A 21,537-nucleotide genomic window follows, 5' to 3' on the forward strand; every position below is an offset into this window, starting at 1 on the left:
ACCCGCCCGGAGGCGATGCCGCTCACGCCTCTCCCAGGACCTTCTTCACCACGGCCAGCACATCCTCGGCCCGGAACGGCTTGACGATGAAGTCCGAGGCACCCGCCTCGATGGCCTCCATCACCAGGCTCTCCTGCCCGAGCGCGGAGCACATGATGACCACCGCGCTGCTGTCGTGCTTGATGATCTCCCGCGTGGCCTCGATGCCGCTCTTGAAGGGCATCACGATGTCCATCGTGGTGAGGTCAGGCTTGAGCTCCTTGTACTTCTCCACGGCTTCCAGACCGTTGGCCGCTTCGCCGACGACCTCGAACCCTCCAGACGCGAAGATGTCCTTGATCATGTTGCGCATGAAGATGGCATCGTCGACGACCAGGACCCGCTTAGCCATGTGAAGAACTCCGCCTCCGAATCGCCTAGCCTAGAGGAGCGCGGACACTATCACCCGCGCTTTCCAGGGGGCTACTCACTTGGAATGGGTGAACAAGGCAACCACCGCGGCGTCCAGTCCCTCTGGATCCAGCACGGTCACTCCCAGCCCGCCCAGCCGAGCAACGCCACGGATGGCCGGCGTCGACTTGCCCGGTGCCGTGCTCACCCGCTCCACCGCCTCGATTCCATCCACGTCCGTCACCAACAGTCCCAGATCCCTCCGGCCCCGGTCCAGAAGAACCACGCGGGACGGCGGCGTGGCACCGTCCGGCAACCCCAGGAGCTGACGCAGCTCCACCACCGTCACCACCCGGCCCCGCAGGTTCATCACCCCCGTTATCGCCGGGGGCGCACGCGGAACCCGCGTGAACTTCTCCGGGGGAACCACGACCTCCCGCACCGCCGACAGCGGCAGCCCGTAGCGTTCTTTCTCCACCCGGAAGATGACGTGCCGCACAGAGGTCGTGTTGTATCAGCTTTGCTTTGAGCGGGACGCGGTGGCGCGCCGCGCCGTGCGGGGCTTCTTCACCCCGGGCGCCGCCTTCTTCGCCACCGTCTTCCTGGCGGCCGGCGGGGATTTCTTCGCGGCCGGCGCGACTTTCTTCGCGGCCGACGTGGGCTTCTTCCCGACCGACACGGCCTTCTTCCTGGCCGGGGTGGACTTCTTCACCTGGGACGAACGCGGCGGCTTGCCACCGTCCACGGCGTCGAGCACCGCCTTGGGCGCCACGGCGCGGAAGCTCTCGTGAACCCACAGGGACAACAGCTCCACCGGGGCCACCTCACCGGGGGCGAAGCGCGCCGTCACCCAGCCGCTCTTGCCCAGGCCGTAGCCGGTGGGTTCGGCGAAGGGGAGCATCAGCGCCGCCTCGTGGGACTGGGGAAGCTTGATGGTGACGGTCAGCCCCTGCTCGTCCAGGACGAGGACGGCGAACATCTTCCCCCGCACCTTGGCCGTGCGGTGGCCCCACGGAAACTCCTCGGTGACGTGGGGAAACGCCAGCATGACCTCGCGCAGACGGACTTCCACGGCGCGCAGGGCGGCATCGGACGACGAAGCGGAGGACTTGCTCATGGCCCCAGACGGAAGCTGCGCACCACGCTCTGCAGCTCGACGGACAGGTTGGTCAGCTCGCTGGCCAGCGACGTCATGCGCGACACGGCGGCCGTCTGCTCCTGGATGACGGACTGGATGGCCTCCGTGGACGCGGCGTTGTTGCGCGCCACCAGCTTGATTTCCTCGATGGCCTTCACCATCTCCTCGCTGCCCTTGTGCTGCTCGCGGGTGCTCTCGGAGATGAGGTGCACCTTCTCCGAACCCTTGCGGATGGTGTCGGTGATGGCGCCCATGCTGCGCACGATGTTGGTGAGGTCCTCGCGGCCCTCGGCCAGCTCCGCGATGCCTTCCTTCATGGCGCTCACCACGGAGGTGGACTGACCGGAGATGTCCCGCGCCAGCTTCGAAATCTGCTCGGCGGAACGGCCCGCGCTCTCCGCCAGCTTGCGCACCTCGTCGGCCACCACCGCGAAGCCGCGGCCGTACTCACCCGCGCGCGCCGCTTCAATCGTCGCGTTGAGCGCCAGGAGGTTGGTCTGCTGCGCCACCTGGGTGATGGCGTCGACAATCTTCGAAATCTCCTGCGTCTTCTCGCCGAAGGCGAACACCTGCTGGCTGGCGGATTCGATTCGGTTGAAGACCTTCTTCACCTTGTCGCCGGCCAGCCGCGCCGCCTTGGAGCCGTCCTCCGCCGCGCTGCTCGTCTCCGCCGTGGTCCGCGCCGCGTCCTCCGCGCTGCCCGTCGCGCGCTGGATGCTGCTGGCCATCTCCGTGATGACCTTGGACGCCTTGGACACCAGCTGCGACTGCGACTCCGCGCCCCCGGCGATGATGTTCATCGACGAGCCCACTTCCTCCGTGGACCCGTTGACGTTCTCCGCCGAGCGCTGCAGGTCGATGGCGGTGTCCGCCACGCTCTTGGCCGTCTCCTGAATCTTGCCCACCAGCTCCCGCAGGTTCTCCTGCATGCGGATGATGGCGCCCGTCAGCTCGTCGATTTCGTCGCGCGTGCGGCCACCCTCGGCGGCCACCGGCTTGGACAGGTCTCCCTGCGAAATCTCATAGGCGGAGCGGCTGAGCACCTTCACGCGGGTGATGCGCACCAACCAGGAAGGCAGCAGGAACGCCGCGGTGAGGGTGAGCAGGAGCCCCACGCCCAGCCGCACTCCGTCCTTCCACGCCGCGAGCTGGGGGAACACGTCCTTGAAGAGCGCGTCCGCCAGGAACATCCAGCCGATGAGCACCAGCCCCAGCATGACGTAGCCATTGAAGATGACCTGGCGGAGGGAGACCTCTTTGGTCGCACGGGGACCCTCCACGGCGCGAAGGAGCCGCTGCATGGGCTCGCGGCGAGGGGTCAGGCCAGGGGCAGTGTCGTCACGTAGGGGACGGCGCACGGGATGCTTTCGGGGGTGGTGCGGAAGCGCCTTGGGTTTAGCCTTGCTGTCGGACAGGGTCAATCCACCTGGGATGCTACCGGAAGTGGTCGAACCCGCCCGGCCGGCGCACCGCGCGTCCCGCTTCATCGTGGATCACCCACCCCGCGCCCTCTGACAGCACGCCCACGCGCGTGACGACGTGCCCGCCGCGAGCACACGCCCGCTCGAATGCCCGCCCGCGCCCCGGCGCCACCGCCAGCAAGAGTTCGTAGTCCTCGCCTCCCGCCAGCGCCCCCTCCGGCCCCAGCTCCCGCCGCACCGCCGCGGACATGGGCAGACGCGCCAGCTCCACCACCGCCCGCACTCCCGATGCGGTGCACAGGTGACCCAGGTCTTGTGCAAGCCCATCGGAAACATCCAGCGCAGCGGACGCAAAGCGCGAGGCGAGCTGGCCCAGGGCCACGCGCGGCACGGGGCGGCGCTGGCGGCGAACGGCGGCGCCGCGCTTCAAGCCGGCCTTCAAGTGGGCAAGGCCGAGCCTCGCGTCGCCCAGCGTGCCGGACACATAGAGCCAGTCCCCGGGCCGGGCACCCGAGCGGGTGAGCGGTGGACGCGACAGCTCGCCCGTGGCCGTGATGGTGACGGACAGCTCGCGCGCGGAGGTGAAGTTGCCGCCCACCAGGTCCACGCGGTGCTCGCGCGCCAGCGCGGCCATGCCCCGGGCGATTCCAGACAGGTGGGCCGCGGGGAAGTCTCGAGGCAGCGCGAGCGCGCAGACGAACCAGCGCGGCGTGGCGCCCATGGCGGCCACGTCGGAGAGGTTCACCGCCAGGGCCTTGTGGCCGATGTCCGCCGGGGAGAAGCCCGCGCGGGTGAAGTGCACGTCCTCCACCACGGCGTCGGTGGTGACACACAGCGCGCCGCGCGACGGCGCGAGCACCGCGCAGTCATCGCCCGGCCCCACCGGCACGCGGGCCTTGGGGAAGTGGTGCAGGAAGCGGCGGATGAAGTCGAACTCACCAGGCATCGCCCGGCAGGAAAGACCAGCCGCCGCTTCCAGGCAACGCGCGCGTGCGCGGCGACTACTGGAACACGCTGACGCCCAGGCCCGGCACCTCGCCGCCGTGCAGCCACGTGGCCACGCCCACGCCCGTGGGGCCCACGGAGAGCCGGGGGAAGCCGCTCTGCGCGGACGGCGCCGTGTCGAGCAGCAGCGCCCTGCCCCACCCCTGGCTGGCGGTGTAGCGGCTCGTCGCGACGCGATGGCCGCCCTCCAGTTCGTGCGACCACACCACGAGCGCCTGGTTGCGGCTCAGGGACACCACCTGCGGGTCCGTGGCGTGTCCCAGCGTCAGGGGCTGCGCGTCCACGTCCCGCCGCTCGCGGAAGCCGTACGTCGCGAAGTCATAGGCCTGGGCGGACAGCCGGGTGAAGGAGGCACGGGCGCGGGGCCAGACCACCATGGCCCGTCCGCCCTGCTCCTGACTGGCCTGGGCCGCGCCGGAGCTGCCCAGCGCTTCCTCCACTCGCTGCGCCTCGCCCCAGCCGGTGCCGGGCACGAAGGGCCGCGCCCACAGCTCCACGTTCACCCCGCCCAGCTCGCTCCACAGCGCGAGCACCGCGCCACCCGGGCCCGCGAGCGGCTCCGCGTAGAAGCTGTCCACGCCGTCCGGACTGGTGCGCTCCGCGGCGCTCCACCCCTCGGCGGGCGTCCACCGGCTGAACCAGGCCATGCCAATGCCTTCCATCTCGTCGAACCGGTACCAGCCCACCACCGCGTGGCCGTCACCGCTGACGGACACCTGCGGCTCCAGGGAGAAGCCCGGCACCGGCGTGTCGATGCGGCGCGCGTCCTCGAAGCCCGTCTCGGGCGAGCCCCGCGTCAACCAGACATTCTCGCTGAGCGTGTCCCCGTCGAACTGCGTCCACACCGCCGTGACGGTGCCCGCCGCGTCGCGAGAGACCTCCAGGTACGTCGCGTCTCCCAGCGAGCGCGACAACACGCGGTCCGGCTTGCTCCACCCCTCCCCCGGCGCGTGGCGGGAGTACCAGAGCTGCGCCGCCCCGGAGCCTTCGCTCTGCAGCCACACCGCGAGCGAGCGCCCCTGCGTGTCGGCGACCACCTGCGGTTGACGCACCCGAAGCGCGTCTTCCGGGAACTCGCGCGACAGGCCCACCGTCTCGGCGGGAGTCCAGCCCGTCTGGGGCACGTACTCGCTGAACCAGAGCCGCTCGTCGAGGCCGTCCTTCTCCGTCCACACCGTCACCGCGCGGCCATCGTCGGCCACCGCCACCCGGGGCGTCGCCACCTGCAGGCCCGGCGTGCCCATCAAGCAGGGCGAGGCCCACCAGGCCCGGCTCTCCACGCCTGGCTCACCGGGGTCCTGGGCGCGCGTGAAGGCCGTCATGGTGGCGAGGTTGCGGCGCGCAAGCCACGCCTGGGGCAGCGGGCGCGCGCGCACCAGCAGGGGCGCCTGACCCGGCACGGGCTCCTGGGCGGCGGGGCGCTCCGGACAGAAGTTCGGAGGAGGCGGCGTCGGCGGGTCTTCCCCGCAGGCCGACACTCCCAGACCCATCACCACCAGCACGCTCACGACGACCGTGTTTCGCATCCGCCCTCCTGCCACTGCCGGTTTGACTGTTGACTCGATAAACAGACGCCCCACCGTCGGACGAGCCGTCGGTGGGGCGCCGGGTCCGGGCCTCTTCAAGGGAAGAAGCCCGGAAGCTCTTTCACCACGAGCAGCCGCTTTAGCGCTGGCCGGCCACGAACGACGCGGAGCGCGCGTAGTCCTGGTGCCACGAGGCCGGCAGACGCTCCAGCACCGGGCGGGAGTCGGCCACGGGCGCCGTCAGCTCGCCCTGCATCGCGTTGTCGCCCACGCGGAAGCCGTTGGCGAACAGCGTGTTGGAGCCCTTGCCCGCGCGCGCCAGCTCCTCCTTGGTGCCCAGGTTGAAGTTGAAGACCTTGCCCGCGTACTTCTCGCGGGTGACGGAGGTCAGCGTGGCCACGCCGTCGCGGGTGCTGACGCGGTCAGCGACCTTCAGCGTGCCAGCGGCCACGGCCTTGCCGTCCGCCATGATGACGGGGTGCCTGTCGGTGAGGCTGACCGCGTGGCCCTTGTCGTCACGCAGGTTCACCATCGGCTCCACTTCGCCACCCGTCTGCACGTCGGTCACCGTCAGCGTCTCGCCCTTGGCGTTCGTCACGATGCGGGCGCCGCGCTTGACGTCCTCCACGTTGGCGATGGTGCCGTCGGCGAGCACCACCTTCGTGCCCTCGGCCATGCAGCTGTTGTAGACCATGACGCCATAGCGATAGCGCGCGTCGCTCAGCATGCGCACCGTCACCGTGGCCACCGTGTTCGCCGGGGTGCCGCAGTTCACCTTGGTGCTCACCGTGATGACGTACTCCACCGCCTGGTTGAGGACCGTCTGGGTGCTGCAGTTCTCCGTACCGGTGCCGGCGATGGACGTCTCACGCGACAGGTCCGCCAGCAGCTTGACGGTGGCCGTCTGGCTGTTGATGGAGCTGGTCAGCGAGGGGACCAGGTCCGCCTGGCTCATGCACGTGCCGCCCGTGACGGGCTTCACCATGCGCACCTTGGAGCCCGGGAGGATCTCCTTGATGAGGCAGGCGACGCCGTTCTTGCTGCCCGCGTTGAAGGTGAACTTGGTGGGGATGTAGATGTGCGTGAAGTTCCAGGGCGCCGTCACCGGGAAGTTGTTGGCCGCGTCACCCACCCAGCTGGTGGTGACGGTCGTGTTGCGCAGCGCGATGCTCGCCGGCGTGCTGCCGCCCGAGGGAGCCAGCGTGGCGCCCACCGCGGCGTAGTCACAGTCGATGCCGCCGCGCATCTGGCACAGCTCCGTGTTGAGCTTCATGCTCGTGGGAACCGACAGCCGCGGGTGCTCCAGCGACAGGTCCGCGCCGCCCGTCGTCGTGCTGGACTGGCCGCGCACGAAGGTGACGACCTCCTCGCCGGTGTTCTCGTTCATGGCGATCATCATCGAGTCGAGGATGACCTGCCGGTCCTGGTTCACCGGGATGGCCGGACGGACGATGACGTCGTCGAAGCTCTGGCCGGCGGCGTACTCCTCACCGGACGCCGAGTCGACCACGGCGGTGTCCGTCTCCGCGTTGTTCGCGTTGAAGGCCACGATGTCCGTGTACACGTAGCTGGCGCCGTTGAGACACGCGGCCCAGGGGTTGCTCTCGTAGACGCGCACCGCGCCGGCGGTGACGCCGCGGGTCAGGTTGAGGAAGTGGTCACAGCCCCAGTTGTTCACCAGGGACGCGCCTTCCGCCTCCTTGCCAGAGGCCTTGAGCGCCAGGGCCTTCTCGCGCGCCAGTCCCAGCCGCTGGAACAGCTTGGGCGAGTTGGTGGCCGTCTTGCCGGAGCCACGCAGGCGGTTCATCACGAAGCGGTACTGGCCCGGGTCCGCCAGGTCGATGGCAACGGCTTCACCCGTCGCGCCCCGGGACTTCTCCTCCAGGACACGGCGCATGTACTGCGAGTCCTCCACCAGGGTCGCGCGGTCCAACCCCCGGTCCGGGGAGCGCAACGGCCCGGCCCAGGCTGACGTCGCGAGCGCGACGAGCGGCAGGGCCGCGGAAACAGGCACCGAGAAACGCGAGTACGGCTTCATTTGTAACCCCCTCTGCTGCAGTGGACTGCCTTTGCCAACGACAACCACAACGCATCCGATGACTTCTCTTGAGACGGGCCCCCTCCTCACCAACGAGGAGAGAGCCCTTGACCCCCTGGGCATGGGGCACCTGCCCATGCCCGCTCACGACGGGACTGCTCGGCGCCCCGGCGGACGTGGGGGTGCGACGACCGCCAACCGGGACACCGGAAGACTCCGCGCTACAGCGCGTTGCAGGACAGACCGCAGACGTCCTGGGCCTGGTCCACGCAGATGACGTCCCAGCTGCCCGTGCAGCAGAACGGGTCGCCTTCGCACACGGACGCCGCGCACGGCGAGCAGTGCGTCGCGATGGGATTGCCCGGGTTGCACACGTTGTGGCACGGGCGCGGACGGCTGAGGTACTCCTCGAAGACCGCCTTGCGGTGCGGCAGGAAGACGTTCTCCAGCGCCGGGGAGATGCGGAAGCGCGTGCCCTCGGGCCCCGCCTCCGTCAGCTCGCTGATGTGGGTGAAGCCCAGCGAGTTGGGCCACGTCAGGCCGCCGCCCAGGCCGTTGCTGTTGCTCAGGTCGTGGCAGCCGGCGCAGGACAGCGCCTTGGCGCGGTTGACGATGTTGACCGGCGTCAGCGTGCTGCCGATGCGGTCCAGCTCGCCCTGAATCAGCGTGCGCAGCGCGGACGCGTTGTTGCCGAACTGGCCGGTGTAGTTGTTCTCTCCGCCCTGGGCATCGCTCTGGCCGCCGTTGAACTGGTCCTGGACGTCCATGTTGAAGAGGTTGATGTCGTTGCGGGCCAGCGCCTCCACCTGGGTCGCGAAGAAGAAGCGGAAGTCCGCGGCGCGAGCGTGGGTGGAGTTCGGGTTGAACAGCCCGCCGAACGGGTTCACCTTGTCCGTGGAGATGATGGCCTTGAGCGAGGTGCAGGTGCCCGAGGCGCAGGTCTTCTGCAGCTTGAACTCACGCAGGAGCCAGTTGCTCTGCATGAACTGGTTGGTGCGAATCTGGCCCGCGATGGTGGCCGGGTCCGCGCCGTAGTTGTCGATGTGGACGACGGGACGGAAGCCCGGCAGGCCCGTGAAGTAGAAGTTGCGCAGCTGCTGGGTGCGCGACGCGGGGTCCGCGTTGGCCGTCAGCCGGTGCCAGAACTCCGCCACGGGGAGGCAGCCATCCAGCCCCTCTTCCGGGTGGGGGTTGGGCAGCACGGCCTCGAAGATGATGAAGTTGCGCGACAGGATGTTCGTCTCGCCCGACTTGCGCGCGAAGATGATGCGGTACTCGCCGCAGTTGGCGCCGTCCGCGGGCGCCAGGTCGAAGCGGTTGAACAGGCCCACCGCCTTGTAGGCGTTGGCGGAAGCCGGGTTGGTGAACGGGTCCTGGTTGGCCTGCGAGCCTTCCTGGGTCCGGCACTGGTACGGGAAGCTGTTGAAGACCGGCTGACCACTGGAGGTCAGGTCATTGCAGTGCTGGCCCTGGTTGAGTCCCGGCCGCGCGTTCTGCGTGTCCCAGAGCTGGCGGTAGATGGCCAGGCCCGTCAGGCCCGCGACACCGCTCTGCGCGGCCAGCTGGTCGAACACCTCACGCATGGAGAAGTTGTTGACGATGGCCGTCTCCGTCACGATGAGCGAGCGGAACGTGTTCACCGTCACCGTGGCCATCTGGGACTTGTCACCGGACTCGTGCAGCAGGCCGATACCGCCACGCTCGGAGTGCAGTGGAGCGGTCCGCGCGGGCGGGGCTTCCTCCGGCGCCTCCAGCAAGTCCTCCTGCGTGCTACAGCCCGCAAGAGCCAGAATCGATGCAAAAGCAAGACACGAGCGCCGCACGCGCTTGTCCATGTGCTCCCCCTCTTCGAATTGACACAGCTGGTTTCACCGCTTCTGTGCAGCGCGCGCCCTTATGAAGCATTCAACAAATAATTACAAGACATCATCGGAATTACCACAATACCCACATAAGCCAGCTCATGCGTACACACATAAGTATTCCCCACGACACGCGAGCCTTTGACCCTGGGTGCGTCAAGACTGCACACCCCTCGCGTCCGGGCGGTACGCCGGGCGCGTCCTCCCGGCACGCGGGAGGATGCGAGACAAAGACAATGTCGCGTTCAATCCGTACGCACCGGCGCGTCTCACCGGTACGCAAGGAATGTCACTGAAGCTCCATGGGACAGGCGGGGAGCATGTCGTTCTCCGGGGTGCGCACCACGTTCTGCGTCAGGCACATGGGCCGACAAGTCCCCCCGATGCAGTAGTCCCCTTGCGCGCAGCACCCGCCGTTGCAGAGCACCCCATTGGGGCAGCACACCCGGTCGCCGCCGTAGCAGGCACCGCCGTAGCAGGCATCCCCCTGGGTGCAGGAGTCCCCGTCGTTGCACGCCGTGCCCGCCGGCCGCGCCGCGTAGCCACACGCACCCGTGGCGGGGTTGCAGGTGCCGGGGCTGGCGTAACAGGTGCCGGGCGCGCTGTTGCAGCTCACCGTCGTCCCCACACAGCTCCCCGTCGCCCCACACTTGTCGTTGAGGGTGCAAGCATTGCCGTCGTTGCAGACGGCGCCGGCGGTCAACGGCGTGTAGACACACGTCGCCCCCGAGCAGCTCCCATAGGGGGAGAAGCAGGGCCCCGGTGGGGTGTTGCAGGGGCCGCAGGTGGACTCCACGACGAGGATGTTGAGCATGAAGCGGCCGCAGGAGCCGTTCTTCCCATCCACGGTGATGCGCACCTCCTGGTTGCGCGCCAGGTTGAGGATGGCGGAGGACGTGAGCGTGGAGGCCGAGGCGTTGTCGTTGCAGCCCAGCGAGGCGCTGCTGTGCCAGTCCGTCACCTGCACCACCGTGTCGTAGTCGGTGGTGTCGAGCGGGTCCGTGACGAAGGTGTAGCTGCCGTCATACGGGGCGATGAAGTGGAAGCTCAGGTCAGGTCCGCTGCCACCCCCGCAGGCGGGCGTCACCTCGTTCGCCGCGCCGCAGGTGCGGCCCACCGCCACGCCCCGGCCCACGCGCAGCCGCAGGTCCACGTAGGAAGACGTGACCACGCGGGCTTCCTGGGTGACCAGGCTCTCCGGGGCCACCGGCTCCGCGCCGGCTCCACCCCCGGGGGACTGTGTGCATCCCAGCCCCAGCAGCAGCACCCAAAGAAAGACACCGTTCCAGTGTCGATACTTGTTCTCCGCCATGACTGTCCCCCCTGCGTTCAACTTCCAACAGCATACACACTCGCAGTGGGCATTACGATAATTCTACGACAGGGCGGTTTTCAGGCAGTCATTCAACGCGGGGTGTCGCCTGGGAGCGCAGGCTGGTGGCGAGGCCGCCCCACCACATCCCCATCATCGCGAGGAAGGCCGGGACGTCCTGGCCATGGCGGACGGGGTGGTCCGGACGGAGGGCCTCCCAGCCCCGGTGCTCCAGGACGACCCGGGTGCCGCCCTGGGAGGGCTCGAAGCGGACGTCCACCTGGGTGAGTTCGCCTGGGGCGAAGTTGCGTCCGCGCCATTCGAAGCAGAGCCGCGCGCCGGGCTCCCACGTCAGCACGCGGCCAATCTCGAAGGTGCCGGCGCCGTCCTCTTCGATCAAGCGGCCTCCGGCGCCTCCCTCGAAGCGCACCACGCTGTCGGCCGCGTGGGAGCCCCGGAAGCGTGGCCCGCGCCGCCACCAGAGGTTGGTCTCCTCGGTGAAGACGGTGAAGGCGACCTCTGGCTCCACCTCCAGGAAGGTCGTCACGCGGGCAATCTGCTCGGTCGTCATGTCGGGCCTCGCGAGGGACTCATGGCCGCTTCTTCGCGCGCGTGCGCTCGGCGTGTTCCTTGAATGACTGGAGCTGCTCGCCCCAGAAGGCCTCCACCTCGTCGAGCCACACGCGCAGCTCCGAGAAGCGCTCCGGCCTCAGCCGGTACAGCTTGACGCGAGCGTCGTCCTCCACGGCGTCCTCCTGGACGAGCCCCGTCTTGCGCAGGACACGCAGGTGCCGGCTCATGGCGGGGGGAGACATGTCGAAGGCGGCGGCCAGCTCTCCGGCGCGAAGGGGCTGCTCGCGCAGCAGGTCGATGACCCCACGGCGGGTGGGGTCGGCCAGGGCGGCGAAGGTGTCGTCGAGACGTCGGGCGGCTCCCATGGTGTGCTTTCGGGGCTCAGCCCTTCATGCGCTGGGCGAACCACCACGCGTGGCCCTCCAGGTCCTCCGCGCCGTAGCCCCGGTCCGTCCAGTAGTCGTCGCCGTAGTTCGTCGTCTCCGGCTCCCGGGTGATTTTCGCGCCCGCGGCCTTCGCCCGCGCGCAGTGCGCGTCCACGTCATCCACGTAGAGCATGAGGTAGGCGGCGCTGGTGCCTCCCGCCGCGGCCGGCGTGCGCCCCGGGTACTTCGCGCTGAGCGAGCTCAACATGATGACGCCCTCGCCGAAGACGAGCTCGGAGTGGACGATGACGCCCGGCCCTCCCTCCACCTTCAGCCGCGTCTGGAAGCCAAAGGCCCGCTCCAGCCAGTCGATGGCGGCCGGAGCATTCACGTAGAACAGCCCGGGGGTGATGCGCGCACAGCCCTCTGGAACCTTCTTCATGGCGGATCTCCTGGCAACGAACTTCGTTGCCTCCATGGGCAATATTTAACGCTGTCGTTAACCATCCGCAAGCGCCAAGGACGCGTCCCCGCCGGGCGAGGAAGCGGCCATCGTCAGGACGGAGGGCTGCCGGGGCTCCAGGGGTTCAGCGGGCCGCGAGCCACGCCTCGACCTCGAGCGCCTCCTTCACGCGGGCCTTGGGGAAGCGCCGGTAGATTTCGAGCGTGGACTGAGCCAGGTCCCGTGCGCGCCTGGCTTCACGGGGTTGGTCCACCAGGGCGCGCGCGACCAGGAACCGCATGTCCGCGAGGAGGAGTTCGTCGGAGCCGAAGGCGCTCTTCTCATAGACGGCCAGCGCACGCTCCAGATGCGGACGGGCCTTGCGTGGCTGATTCATGGCCAGGAGCGTCTCGCCGATGAGGGCCCGGTCATAGGCCGCCTCCAGGGAGTCGGGACCCCGAGCCTTCTCTCGAATGGCCAGGGCGCGCTCATGGAGCGCGAGCGCCTCGGCGTGGCGGCCCAAGTCCCGCAGGACCTGGCCCATTCCGGCCAGGGGCTCGGCGACAACGGCACTCTCCAAGCCGAAGACCTTCTCTCGAATCGCCACCGAGCGGCGGTAGTACGCCACGGACTCCTCGGCGCGACCCTTGACGTGGCGAAGCATGTTGGCGCCGTTGTGCAGCGCCGACGCCACGGCCGGAGATTCCTCGCCGTACACCTTCTCGCAGATGGCGAGCGCGCGGTGCTGGTTCGCGAGCGCGTCCTCGTAACGGTTGAGATAGGTCTCCTGCACGGCCAGCGCCTGGAGAACAGCGGCCACGTCCGGATGGTTGGGCCCGTAGTGCTCGGTGTAGCGGGCCAGTGCTTCCTTCAAGAGCGCGGCGGACTCCTCGAAACGGCCCGCGACGCTGAGCACCCGCCCCGCGCTCAGCAGGGGCGTCGAGAGCCGGGCATCTCCCGCGGGGAACGCCTTGCGGGCCAACTCCAGCGCGTGCAAGCCCTGCGTGACTGCCTCTGGCAGCCGCCCCTTGGCATGCAAGAAGACAGCGAGATTGGTGGCCAGCAGGCGCTCCAGCTCCGCGTCGCCTCCGAGCCGTGCGACAGCGGCGGTGGCATTGCTCGCGTACAGGTTCTCGGGGTCCTGCTCGTCAAGCGTGCTGGCGACTCGCAGCAACGCGACCCACCCGTCCGCTAGCTGTCTGTCCAGCCCGGCCGCCTGGGCCGTCTGGATGAGCTTGTGCAGCGTCTTCACGGAGTCACGCGGTTGGAGCCCCGCCTGCGAATGAGCGAGCACGTTGAGCATCTCCACGTGCGCCGGCGGGTAGTCCAGGCCCTCCATCCGCGCGGGAAGCGTGGAGGCCAACTCGAGCGCGGACTTGAGCTGCCCCGCGTGCAGCCGCGCGCGGACCGTGGCGAACTCCTTCTGAAGCGCCTCCAGTCGCTGTCGCGTCTCCAGGTCCTTCGGAAGCGGACGTGGCGAAGTCAGTGCCTGCACATCCGAGCACCGGGCCAGGTCCTCCAAACGGCTCACCGCGCGGGCGGCGTTCTGGACCACGGTCGTATCCGCCGACGCCAGCACCTCCACCAAGGCGGAGACGTCCTTGCGGCGTTGGTCCAGGCACAGCAACTGCCGCTCGAACATGCCCTCCGTCTGCCGCCCGTGGATGCGCGTGGCCTCGCACGCCTGCTTCGACGCCGTCGTCCAATCACGCACGTACGCGTCCAGCCCCTTCTCCACCACGCGCCACGCATCCGCCGCGTAGGGCAGCGTGTCCTTCGTGAGCGCGACGTGAACGGTGCTCCGGGTCTTCGCGTCCCAGATGTCGGTGAAGGCGCCAGGGTCGTCCGCGCACAGCGCGGGCCGCGTGGAAATGAAGACGCCCGCCCCCACCGCCGCGAGCAGTACGGCCGCGGCGGCGCCCCCGAGCAGCTTCTGCCTGCGCGAGCGAGGCTCCTGCCGCAGGGCCCGCAGCAGCACATCCATGGAGGCGTGACGGTCTCCGGGGGTCGGCGACAAGCCCTTCAACACCGCGACGTGAACCCAGTCAGGGACCCCCGTCTCGCGCTGGAGGGCACGGACCTCGCGAGCGCGCTCGGCGGGCGTGACGTCCATCTGACAGGCCCGCGCGGAGGGCCTGACGCCATAGAGCGCCTCGAGGAGCGCGACGCAGAAGCTGAACTGGTCGCTGCGCGCGTCGGGCCGTTCGCCTCTCGCCTGCTCGGGGGACATGTAGCCCGGCGTGCCCAGCAGCGCCCCCGTCTGGGTGAGAGACACACCTGGCACGGATGGGGCCACGAGCGCGGGCCCGGGCTTCGGCGGCTCTTCGACACCTTCGTCGAGGATGCGCACGAGTCCGAAGTCGGTGATGCGAACCCGTCCCGCATTGTCGATGAGGACGTTGTCCGGCTTGAAGTCGCGGTGCACGAGTCCCGCGGCGTGCGCGGCGGCGAGCCCCTGCCCCGCCTGGAGGAACAGGCCCAGCACCTCGCGCCAGGGCATCCGTCCCGCGCGCATGCGGGCCCCCAGCGTGGTGCCCTCGACGAACTCCATCGCCAGGAAGACGCGCTCGTCGACTCGGCCGAAGTCGTGGATGGCGACGACGTTGGGATGGACGACACGCGCGGTCGCCTGGGCCTCACGCAGCAGCCGGCCCTGGGCTTCCGCGAGACGGGCGGGTTGGATGGTGTCGAAGCGCAGAATCTTGAGGGCGACGCGGCGGTCGAGCTCCGGGTCCCGCGCGGAATAGACGACGCCCATGCCCCCCGAGCCAATGCGCGCCATCACCACGTAGCGACCCAGCGAGGTGCCGGGACTCAACGGCTCCCATGGCGGTGTCGGCGAAGCCGTGGGTTGGCTCGCGTCACCGTCCACGGAGGCCACGGCCTCCGCCACCAGCACGCGGCATGCGGGGCAGCCATCCAGGTGCTCCTGCACCACCGTGGCCTCTTCACCCCGCAACAATCCCCGACCGAAGGCGAGGAGGTTCTCCGTGGTGGGACATTGCATGAGTCCTCAAGGTAGGCTTCGGGTGGATGGCCAAGACACCGGACACCGAGGTCCATGAAGAGGACCTTGCGCTCGCGAGAGCCTGCGCTCACGGTGACACCGTGGCCCTGGCCGCGCTCGAGGCGCGCATCATTCCCCAGGTCCGCGTGGCATTGAAGCGCCGTGGAGTGGACGAGACGACAACCGACGAGGCGCTCCAGGTCTTTCGCGCGCGTTTCCTCGTCGCCGACGGCGCCATGCCGCCCCGCATCATGGAGTATTCCGGGCGCGGTCCGCTCTCCGCCTGGCTCCGCATGACCGTGCTGCGGCTGGCCTGGGGGCTGGTGAACGAGCGCAAAGGGCCGGCCCTCCCCGATGACACGCCGTTGGAGGCGCTGAGCGCCGCGCCCCACGACATGGAGCTGCAGTACCTCAAGTCCCGCTATGGGGCGGACTTCAACGCCGCCTTCCAGGAGGCGCTCGCGGGGCTGGAGCCGCGCGCGCGGACCCTGTTGCGAATGCATCTGGTGGACGGAATGGGCACCGCGCGCATCGCGGAGGCGTACGGCGTGGACCGCTCCTCGGTGAAGCGCTGGCTCGCCACCGCGCGCGAATGGCTGCTGGACCAGACCCGCACGCGCTTCGCGGCCCGCGTGGGCGCGCGCGTGCCGGAGCTGGGCAGTCTGCTCGCCCAGCTCCAGAGCCAGCTCGACCTGAGCATCCGCCGCCTGATGACGACGGAGGGAGACGCGCCGTAGCGCGGCCCCCTTTCGTGCCCGCGAGCGGACTACACGAACATCATCGGGTCGAACTCGTCCACGTTGACCGGCAGCAGCCGGGGCAGCGGGCGCTGGAACACCTTCGCGTTGAGCTCCAGGTCGACAATCTTCAGGCCCGAGGGCACCAAATCCCTGAAGCGCTGGCTGACGTACTCGCGCAGGCCGAGCACCGCCACCTGGCGCTTCTCCTCCAACATGGGCTTGAGCGCCTCGGCGAAGTCTCCGCCGTCATGGCTGGCCAGGCCCACCGCCGCCTTGGGGCGCTGGACGCGAATGGACTCCAGCAACTTGAGGATGCCCAGGTCCACCACCTTCTGGTCCTGCCGCCCGTACAGGAGCGCCACCTCGCACCCCGCGGACTTCAGCGCGCGGATGAAGCCAATCATCATGTCCGGCAGCTGCTCGCCCCGCGCGTTGAGCACCACCACGCAGCGCACGGGCGCGGGGAAGTAGCTCTCGCAGAAGGCCACCAGCCGGTCGAACTGGACGCGGTCCTGTGACTCGGGTTTGCGGCCGACAACGTTGGACACGGCCCAGTCGATGTTCTCCGCATCGATGAGCACATAGGAGGCGGCGGGGGGACGTCCGGTGAGCATGGGCGCGGACAATACGCTCGCGCGCCATTTCCAGGGGGATTGCGTGAGCGCCGCGAGCCGCCCTGGCATGTCACGAACACCTGACGGCACCTCAGGCGACCTGACGCGTCAGAAGCGGTCCGGCCCCGGCGGCATCTCCGGCAGCGGCGCCAGCGCGGCCAGCAGGCCATGCTCCGGAATGGGCGGCTGCATGGGCAGCACCACCGTGAAGCGAGAGCCCCGTCCAAACTCGCTCTCCACGAACACCTTGCCGCCGTGGCCCTCCACCAGGCTCTTGACGATGGCCAGCCCCAGGCCCGCGCCGCCGTGCTCGCGCGTGGAGCTGCCGTCCACCTGGTAGAAGCTCTGGAAGATGCGTTCGAACTGGTCCTCGCGGATGCCCACGCCGGTGTCTTCCACGCTGACGCGATAGCCGGACATCCCCAGCGACTCCTGCGGGCCCGCTTCCGACAGCACCACCGACACCCGGCCCCCGGAGGCGGTGAACTTCAGCGCGTTGGCGAGCAGGTTCACCAGCACCTGCCGCAGCTTGTCCGCGTCCCCCGCCAGCCGGGGCCTGGGAAGGGGCGGCAGCCGCACCTCCAGCTCCACGCCCTTGCGCTGCGCCTGCGGCATGACGGTGGACACCGCCGTCTGGATGACGCCGGCCAGGTCCACGGGAGAAATCGCCAGGCGCAGCTTGCCCGCTTCAATCTGGCTCAGGTCCAGGATGGAGGAGATGAGGTTGAGCAGCGACTCACCCTTTTCGACGATGGTGCGCACGTAGAGCAACTGCTCCGGGTTGAGCACGCCGGCCAGCCCCTCCGCCAACATCTCCGAGTAGCCGATGATGGACGCCAGGGGCGTGCGCAGCTCGTGGCTCACCGTGCCCAGGAAGGTGGACTTCAGCCGGTCCAGCTCCTTGAGGCGGGTGTTGACCTGCGCCAGGCGCGAGTTCTGCGCCTCCAGCTCCCGGTGCGTCTCCAGCATCGCCTCGATGTGCAGCTGCGTCGTCAGGTACGTGCGGTGGCCGCTGGCCACCAGCGCGGCGAGCACCTGGCCAAAGTGCGTGAGCACCTGCGCCGCCGTGCGCTCGGGCGCGCGCCGCACCTTGGCCACCAGCTCCTGGGCGCGCGTCAGCTCCAGCCCGGAGATGTCCGTGAGCGTGTCGGGGAAGTCCCCCAGCTCCTCGGGCGTGAAGGGCCCCAGGATGACACGGCCCAGGAAGTCCCCCTCCCAGCGCACCGGCATCACCAGGTAGCGCAGGCCGGTGAAGCACGGCAGCGCGATGAGGCCCGCCTCCTCCGCGCCATCTCCCTGCGCCACGCGCGCGCCCTGCAGCGGGTGCACCGGGCCGTCCTTCACCCGCGCCACCGTCGCCGTGCAGCGCGTGCGGCCATCCGGGAAGGAGAAGACGTAGGCGCAGAAGTCGCCGTGGCCCACCTTCACGTCGGCCAGCTTGGTGCCTCGCGCGTCCAGCACCTTGATGCCCACGCGGTACAGCTCGCTGAAGCTCTTCACCACCTCGGAGAAGGAGGGCAGGTCCAGCATCTCGCCCAGCGACAGGCGACGCTGGAGCACCGACTCGCGGCGCGAGCCCGTGGCGCCTTCCGGTGGCGCGTTCCCCTGATAGCCGCTCATCGCCCGCCCCCCAACTGCTCGTCGCGCCCCACCGCCGAGTAGCGGCCCGCCAGCGTGGTGCCCGACAGGTCCATCCGCCCGAAGACCTGGGAGAGGAACTCCGTCTCGGTCAGCCCCACGTTGCGCGCCAGGTGCGCCCGGGCATCCAGCCGCCGGTAGGCCGCCTGCGCCACCGCGTGGAAGGTCTCCAGCACGCCCTCGCCCTTGAGCGCCACCGCGCCCACGACGGCCTCCCCGCCGCGCTTGCGCGCCTCCTCCAGCTCCGCGTCCGTGCGCGCGTCGGGCAAATCCCGCTTGTTGAACTGGATGACGACGGGCACCTGATCCACGTCCAGGCCGTTCTCCTTCATGTTGTCCTGGAGGTTTCGCCAGTAGGCGTTGTTCTCCGCCGTCGCCCCATGCCGACTGTCCGCGATGAACACCACCGCGTCCGCGCCCTGGAGCACGATGCGCCGGGTGGCGTTGTGGATGACCTGGCCGGGCACGGTGAACAGCTTCACCTTCACCTTGAAGCCGGACGACGTGGAAAAGAAGACGGGCAGCAGATCGAAGAACAGCGTCCGGTCGTCGTGCGTCTCCACCGTCAGCAACCGGCCCCGCACCTCGGGGGACGCCCGGGCATGGAGCTGGCGCAGATTCGTCGTCTTCCCGCTGAGTCCGGGCCCGTAGTAGACGATCTTGAGCGTCAGCTCTCGCTGGGCGTGGTTGAGTTGCAAAGGATGGCTCGGGCAGGCGGGGTCTAGATGAGGAGGCCAGCCCTCCGTGGATGACCAGGGTTTTTATAGTGGGAAGGCGCCCCGCGCGGAAGGCCGGCTGGATGCCAGCCGTGGAAGCGATGCCCATTCTTGGAATGGGACGGGCCAGAGTCGGGTTGACCGGAATCCGCCCCTCACAACCGCGGGGGAGGCAATCTCCTCACTTGGGAAGACAATGTGCGCGGAATGACCGCGTGCACCGGTGGCGGGGGTGCGGTTAGGATCGCAGAGCGACGGAGGAGATGGCGATGACGATGAAGCAGGTGGACCCGGGCGTGGAGATGGCCCCAGCCCCGGTGCTGGAAGCGGCGGTGGGCCTCCCCAACGACCTGATGGCGGCGGTGAAGTTCACCCTGCCCACCGACGAAGACATGACGGCGGTGGCGGCCCTGCGCGCCAGCTCCGAGCCCTGGAAGAGCCGGGGTGAGACGCAGGAAGACAGCCTCAAGGCCCTGGCCCAGCTCAAGCCCTTCATCCACGTAGCGAAGCTGCAGACGCAGATCGTCGGCTACGTCACGGTGGAGCGCGACGGCCCGGTGCCCGGCGCCGCCTACCTGCGCAACATCGTGGTGAAGACGGAGCTGCGCAAGAAGGGCCTGGGCGCGGTGGTCCTGGAGCAGGCGCTCCGAGCCGCTCGGGACATGTACCGCAAGACCATTGCCCTGCGCGTGGACCCGTCCAATGCGCCCGCGGTGAGCTTCTACCGCAAGGCGGGATTCACCACCGTGGCCACGGTGGTGTCCAAGAAGTCCGGCAAGCTCCGGCTCCTGATGTCCCGCGAGCTGTAGTTCCTGGACCTGGCTGGCGGGAGGACGCTTGCCTCCCGCCGCCTTCGCTCCGAGCGGGCCTTCTGGCCCCGGAGCCCCTCTCTTCAACCCTGGCGGACATGGCCCGGCCCCCTCGACAGGGTGGGTGTGGGGCCCACCGCGCTCAGCGCGGCGTGACTCCGTCCAGGGGTGGGCGCTTTTGCGTCAATGTCGACTATCCTGCGGTCCCCCGCGCTCCGCGCTCCGTGGCTCGAGTTCGAATCCGCATGAGACCCCTTGCAGAGCTGTTGCGCCATTTGTCGCGGCCTGGAGTGACGGAGCTGACCCTGGCCACCGGGCGCCCTCCCATGATTCGGGGCAGCAACGGCTACGAGCCGGTGGACCCCGCCGCGGTGACGACGGACGACGTCGTCCGGGCGCTCCAGGCCATGGTGGGTGTGGCCCGGGCATCCAGCGTCTCCGACGCACCCTCGAACTGGTCCGTCAACGCCAATGGACTGGGTGCCCTGTCCATCGCCGCGATGCGTCGGGGAGACCTCATGCACCTGAGGTTGTCCCGCGCGGCGGAAGTCGCGGCCAGCGCCCCGGCCGCCGTGGCACCGCCCGCCCAACCCGTGGCGGCGCGGGCGGCTCCGGTTCCCCCCACCCCCCAGCCGGTGCCTGCCGCCGCGCCTCAGAGCGCCGGGCCCGGGTATGCCTCCGCGCCCACCGCATCCGGGAATACCGCCACGCCTCAGAGCGCCGGGTACACCCCCTCGGGAACCCAGGAGGCCGCGCGCTCGCTGGCGACGTCGCGCCTGACGGGTGGAGCCAGGGACCTGGCCGTCGTGCTGGAGCAGGGCCGCAGCAGCCGCGCCAGCGACGTGCACGTCGTGGCCGAGCGCCCCGTGCTCTTCCGTCTCGCCGGAGAGCTGGTGCCCCAAGGCGGCGTACTGGATGCGGCGCGGGTGGAGGGCATGTTGATGCCGGTGGTGCCGGAGCGACTGCGCCCGGTGCTGGAGCGCGACGGCAGCTGTGACTTCTCGCTCGACTCGCCGGAGATGGGGCGCTTTCGCGTCAACGTCTCGCGGCACCGCACGGGCCTCAAGGGCACCTTCCGGGTGATTGCGCGCGACATCCCCACGTTGGAGTCACTGGGGCTGCCCGTCGAAATCGCCAAGGCGACGCACCATCATCAGGGGCTCATCGTCGTCACGGGCCCGTCCGGCCACGGCAAGACGAGCACCCTGGCGGCGCTGGTGGACCTCATCAACCGCGAGACGTCCCACCACGTGCTCACGGTGGAGGACCCGGTGGAGTTCGTCCACCCGCGCAAGAAGGCGCTCATCAGCCAGCGCGAAGTGGGCGCGCACACGAAGACGTTCGCCAGCGCGCTCAAGGGCAGCTTGCGCGAGGACCCGGACGTCATCGTGGTGGGCGAGCTGCGCGACACGGAGACGGTGCGCATGGCGCTGGCGGCCGCGGAGACGGGCCACCTGCTCATCAGCACCATGAACACGCCGAGCGCGGCGAAGACCATCGACCGCCTCATCGACCTCTTCCCGCCGGCGGACCAGCAGCAGGTGCGCCTGTCGCTGTCCAGCGGCCTGCGCCTCATCGTCAGCCAGCGGCTGATGGCGAGCGCGGACGGCAAGGGCATGGTGGCGGCGGCGGAGGTGCTCCCCGGCTCGGTGGCGCTGGGCAACCTCATCCGCGACAACAAGACGTACCAGATTCCCTCGCTCCAGCAGCGCGGCAAGAGCCTGGGCATCATCCGCTTCGAGGACTCGATGGCGGACCTGGTGCGCGCGCAGAAGGTGAAGTTGGAAGTGGCCAAGGGCTTCGTGGACAACCCGGACGAGCTGGAGGCGGTGGTGACGGGAAAGAGGCCGGGCACGTCCGTGGCCGCGCCGGAGACGCAGCAGGACAGCGCCCGGCTCTTGAGCAAGATGGGCTCGTTGATGGGAAGGAAGGGGGGCTGAG

At 69.3% G+C, this 21,537-nt stretch carries 19 protein-coding genes; 3 read left to right on the forward strand and 16 right to left on the reverse strand.

Features of this window, described 5'->3' with window-relative positions; translation table 11 throughout:
- Positions 1–22 precede the first annotated feature (22 nt).
- The 13 genes from HUA78_RS08335 to HUA78_RS08395 all read right to left on the reverse strand — a co-directional run bounded on the left by HUA78_RS08335 (position 23) and on the right by HUA78_RS08395 (position 15,079).
- Positions 23–391: a response regulator gene (locus HUA78_RS08335; RefSeq protein WP_015352829.1), complete on the reverse strand. Its 369-nt coding sequence runs from the start codon at positions 389–391 to the stop codon at positions 23–25.
- A gap of 75 nt (positions 392–466) precedes the next feature.
- Positions 467–889 (reverse strand): chemotaxis protein CheW, encoded by a 423-nt coding sequence (locus tag HUA78_RS08340; protein ID WP_141641980.1) that lies wholly within the window; start codon positions 887–889, stop codon positions 467–469.
- 15 nt (positions 890–904) lie between these two features.
- Positions 905–1,507, reverse strand: coding sequence for an MmcQ/YjbR family DNA-binding protein (locus tag HUA78_RS08345; RefSeq protein WP_174476031.1), 603 nt, complete (start codon positions 1,505–1,507; stop codon positions 905–907).
- Positions 1,504–2,829 carry a methyl-accepting chemotaxis protein gene (locus HUA78_RS08350; protein WP_217439534.1) on the reverse strand — a complete coding sequence of 442 codons (1,326 nt, stop codon included), beginning with the start codon at positions 2,827–2,829 and terminating at the stop codon, positions 1,504–1,506. The genes HUA78_RS08345 and HUA78_RS08350 overlap by 4 nt, the downstream gene beginning before the upstream one ends.
- 133 nt (positions 2,830–2,962) lie before the next feature.
- Positions 2,963–3,895 carry a thiamine-phosphate kinase gene (gene thiL, locus HUA78_RS08355; protein WP_141641977.1) on the reverse strand — a complete coding sequence of 311 codons (933 nt, stop codon included), beginning with the start codon at positions 3,893–3,895 and terminating at the stop codon, positions 2,963–2,965.
- A gap of 55 nt (positions 3,896–3,950) precedes the next feature.
- Positions 3,951–5,480 (reverse strand): hypothetical protein, encoded by a 1,530-nt coding sequence (locus HUA78_RS08360; protein ID WP_174476032.1) that lies wholly within the window; start codon positions 5,478–5,480, stop codon positions 3,951–3,953.
- Positions 5,481–5,619: 139 nt separating this feature from the next.
- Complete coding sequence (locus HUA78_RS08365) at positions 5,620–7,518, reverse strand: Hint domain-containing protein (protein ID WP_174454122.1); 1,899 nt, start codon at positions 7,516–7,518, stop codon at positions 5,620–5,622.
- A 221-nt stretch (positions 7,519–7,739) separates the two neighbouring features.
- Positions 7,740–9,353 (reverse strand): hypothetical protein, encoded by a 1,614-nt coding sequence (locus tag HUA78_RS08370; protein WP_174460859.1) that lies wholly within the window; start codon positions 9,351–9,353, stop codon positions 7,740–7,742.
- A gap of 316 nt (positions 9,354–9,669) precedes the next feature.
- Entirely contained in the window at positions 9,670–10,692 is a 1,023-nt protein-coding gene (locus HUA78_RS08375; protein WP_141641973.1) for a hypothetical protein, read from the reverse strand.
- Between the two features lie 88 nt (positions 10,693–10,780).
- Positions 10,781–11,263 (reverse strand): SRPBCC domain-containing protein, encoded by a 483-nt coding sequence (locus HUA78_RS08380; protein WP_174465447.1) that lies wholly within the window; start codon positions 11,261–11,263, stop codon positions 10,781–10,783.
- Positions 11,264–11,282: 19 nt separating this feature from the next.
- Complete coding sequence (locus HUA78_RS08385) at positions 11,283–11,630, reverse strand: helix-turn-helix transcriptional regulator (RefSeq protein ID WP_174465448.1); 348 nt, start codon at positions 11,628–11,630, stop codon at positions 11,283–11,285.
- A gap of 16 nt (positions 11,631–11,646) precedes the next feature.
- Complete coding sequence (locus HUA78_RS08390) at positions 11,647–12,072, reverse strand: VOC family protein (protein ID WP_174454118.1); 426 nt, start codon at positions 12,070–12,072, stop codon at positions 11,647–11,649.
- A gap of 145 nt (positions 12,073–12,217) precedes the next feature.
- Entirely contained in the window at positions 12,218–15,079 is a 2,862-nt protein-coding gene (locus HUA78_RS08395) for a serine/threonine-protein kinase (RefSeq protein WP_174460855.1), read from the reverse strand.
- Between the two features lie 26 nt (positions 15,080–15,105).
- Between HUA78_RS08395 and HUA78_RS08400 the strand changes: the two genes are divergently transcribed.
- The gene (locus HUA78_RS08400; RefSeq protein WP_141641968.1) at positions 15,106–15,816 is read left to right on the forward strand and encodes a sigma-70 family RNA polymerase sigma factor; all 711 of its coding nucleotides are present in this window, start codon (positions 15,106–15,108) and stop codon (positions 15,814–15,816) included.
- Between the two features lie 29 nt (positions 15,817–15,845).
- Here the strand turns inward: HUA78_RS08400 and HUA78_RS08405 are convergent, their stop codons facing one another.
- From HUA78_RS08405 to HUA78_RS08415, 3 genes are all read right to left on the reverse strand, one after another.
- Positions 15,846–16,433, reverse strand: coding sequence for an NYN domain-containing protein (locus HUA78_RS08405; protein WP_141641967.1), 588 nt, complete (start codon positions 16,431–16,433; stop codon positions 15,846–15,848).
- A 108-nt stretch (positions 16,434–16,541) separates the two neighbouring features.
- Positions 16,542–18,053 carry an ATP-binding protein gene (locus HUA78_RS08410; protein WP_174460854.1) on the reverse strand — a complete coding sequence of 504 codons (1,512 nt, stop codon included), beginning with the start codon at positions 18,051–18,053 and terminating at the stop codon, positions 16,542–16,544.
- Positions 18,050–18,769 (reverse strand): ATP/GTP-binding protein, encoded by a 720-nt coding sequence (locus HUA78_RS08415; protein WP_141641965.1) that lies wholly within the window; start codon positions 18,767–18,769, stop codon positions 18,050–18,052. Before HUA78_RS08415 ends, HUA78_RS08410 begins: the two co-directional genes overlap by 4 nt.
- A gap of 287 nt (positions 18,770–19,056) precedes the next feature.
- On the opposite strand from HUA78_RS08415, the gene HUA78_RS08420 reads away from it, so the two are divergent.
- Positions 19,057–19,596, forward strand: a complete 540-nt coding sequence (locus HUA78_RS08420) for an N-acetyltransferase (RefSeq protein ID WP_141641964.1) — start codon at positions 19,057–19,059, stop codon at positions 19,594–19,596.
- 245 nt (positions 19,597–19,841) lie between these two features.
- Positions 19,842–21,536, forward strand: coding sequence for a type IV pilus twitching motility protein PilT (locus HUA78_RS08425; RefSeq protein ID WP_174476033.1), 1,695 nt, complete (start codon positions 19,842–19,844; stop codon positions 21,534–21,536).
- Position 21,537: the final 1 nt, after the last annotated feature.

Origin of the sequence: Myxococcus sp. CA033 (assembly GCF_013336625.1) — a bacterium.
GTDB classification, from domain to species: Bacteria; Myxococcota; Myxococcia; order Myxococcales; family Myxococcaceae; genus Myxococcus; species Myxococcus llanfairpwllgwyngyllgogerychwyrndrobwllllantysiliogogogochensis.